The organism is uncultured Thiodictyon sp. (assembly GCA_903837595.1).
GTDB lineage: Bacteria > Pseudomonadota > Gammaproteobacteria > Chromatiales > Chromatiaceae > Thiodictyon.
Genome location: CAILVI010000266.1, coordinates 1 through 1836 on the forward strand (window position 1 = coordinate 1; position 1836 = coordinate 1836).

The 1836-nt window shown below is 63.5% G+C and carries 3 protein-coding genes; all 3 read left to right on the forward strand.

What is annotated here, in order from left to right:
* A partial coding sequence (locus QZY44_RS14510; RefSeq protein WP_295447399.1) for a hypothetical protein occupies positions 1–344 on the forward strand: 344 nt, incomplete at its 5' end.
* Positions 325–1590 (forward strand): S49 family peptidase, encoded by a 1266-nt coding sequence (locus QZY44_RS14515; protein WP_295447401.1) that lies wholly within the window; start codon positions 325–327, stop codon positions 1588–1590. The genes QZY44_RS14510 and QZY44_RS14515, both read left to right, overlap by 20 nt.
* A 9-nt stretch (positions 1591–1599) precedes the next feature.
* On the forward strand, positions 1600–1836 hold a 237-nt coding region (locus QZY44_RS14520), incomplete at its 3' end, for a hypothetical protein (RefSeq protein ID WP_295447402.1).

Here is a 1836-nt window from a genome sequence, read left to right on the forward strand (position 1 = left end):
ATGCCATCAGCCGGGGATTGCTGCCGCCCATCGCCGGGTGGTGGAAGATCAGTTCCGTTCCGCCCCGCCGTGTGACCGTGGACGCGGGCCGCGAAGCCCAACAGAACCGCGCCGACGTGGAGATGGGGCTCAAAACCCTGTCAGATCACTTTCAGGAGTTGGGTGCCGATTTTGGTGAGGAAATCGAACGCCGCGCCAGCGATGCGAAGCTGATTCTCGACACCGCCGCCAAGTATGGCGTGCCGGTGGAGATGCTGTGGAAGCCGACGGGTTCCTCAAGTTTGCAGGTGCCAGCGTTGACACCGCCGCCGGTGCGTGAATCCGGTGTTCCTGCAAAATCTTGATTGGCTGATCCAGCCCGAAGCCCTGCGCTCGATGGCGGCTGCATCCCGTTCGTTCCTTGATCGCGGCGCCGCTCTGCCACAACCCGGCCAATCCAACCCGCTCCTGAGTGTCGAGGATGGCATCGGCGTGATTGCCATCGACGGGCCGATGATGCGCAAGCCCGACATTTTCGCCCGCGTGCTTTTCCGTGCCGCCGATTCCAACATGATCGGCGACGCCATTCGGGAGGCTGGTGCGCGTGACGACATCAAGGCCGTGCTTTTGGAAATCGACTCACCCGGTGGCACCGTGGCCGGCACGCCCGAACTGGCGGCGACCGTCAAGTCCGTCAATGAGCGCAAGCCGGTCTATGCGTTCTCTTCCGGCTTGATGGCATCGGCTGCCTACTGGGTCGCATCCCAAGCCCGCGCCGTCTATGCCACACCATCAGCCCAAGTCGGTTCAATCGGCGTGGTACAAGCCGTGATCGACGACACCGCCGCGCTCGATGCCGAAGGGATCAAGGTGGAGGTGTTCTCCGTTGGAAAATACAAGGCGATGGGTGCCCCGGGCACGCCCCTGACCGACGACCAGCGGAATTTGATCCGCTCCAACTTGGCGGAAATCGCACAGGAATTTCATGCCGCCGTGCTGGCGCGGGGTCGCGCAATCCCGGCCGACGCCATGGAAGGCCAGACGTTCAGCGGGCGGCAGGCCCAACGGGTCAATCTGGCGGGCATGGTGCCCGACCGCGCCGAAGCCATGCGTCGTCTGCGGGTTTATCACGCGGCGGTTGACACGCAATCCAGTGCGATGAACGCATCCCCCGAAGACTTGCTAGCCGAAGCCCGCACCCAGGTTGATACCCTCCAGCGGGATTTCAAAGCCCAGGCCGACCTGTTGGCCGAGGCATCCACCAATCTTGATTCGCTGCGCGGCGAAGTTGGATTGCTCACTGCCGACCTCGAAACGCTCCGCGCCGAACGCGACGGGGCCAAGACCGAAACCACCACGCTGCAAACCCGCATCTCCGGACTCCAGGCGTCGCAGGCCGATTTCGACACCCGCGTCCAGACCGAGGTGGCTCGTGTAGTCGCCTCCACCGGCACCACGCTGCCCGCCCGCGTCACCCCGCTCGGTGATGCCACCCAGGCCGCCGAACTCCACGCGCAGTTTGCCACCATCACCGATCCGTCCGCGCAAACCGTCTTCTGGCGCAAGCTCACCCCGGAACAACAAGCCATCATTCTCAAACACCAAGCCTAACACACCGCCATGTCCAACACCCTCACCAACCTCAAAGACATCAAGGTAGCCCAGAAGGCGCTCATGCCCTTCACCGCGAACCTGATGCCCGTCACGTCGTTCTCGACCAACTTCGGCCCGCAGCCATCCGACAAGGGCGACACGGTGCGAGTCCCCTTGATCGGCATGCCGTCCGGGTCCAGCGATTTTGCCGGTGACTACACCGCCAACTCGGACTCCACCGTCATCACGATGCCCGTCACCCTC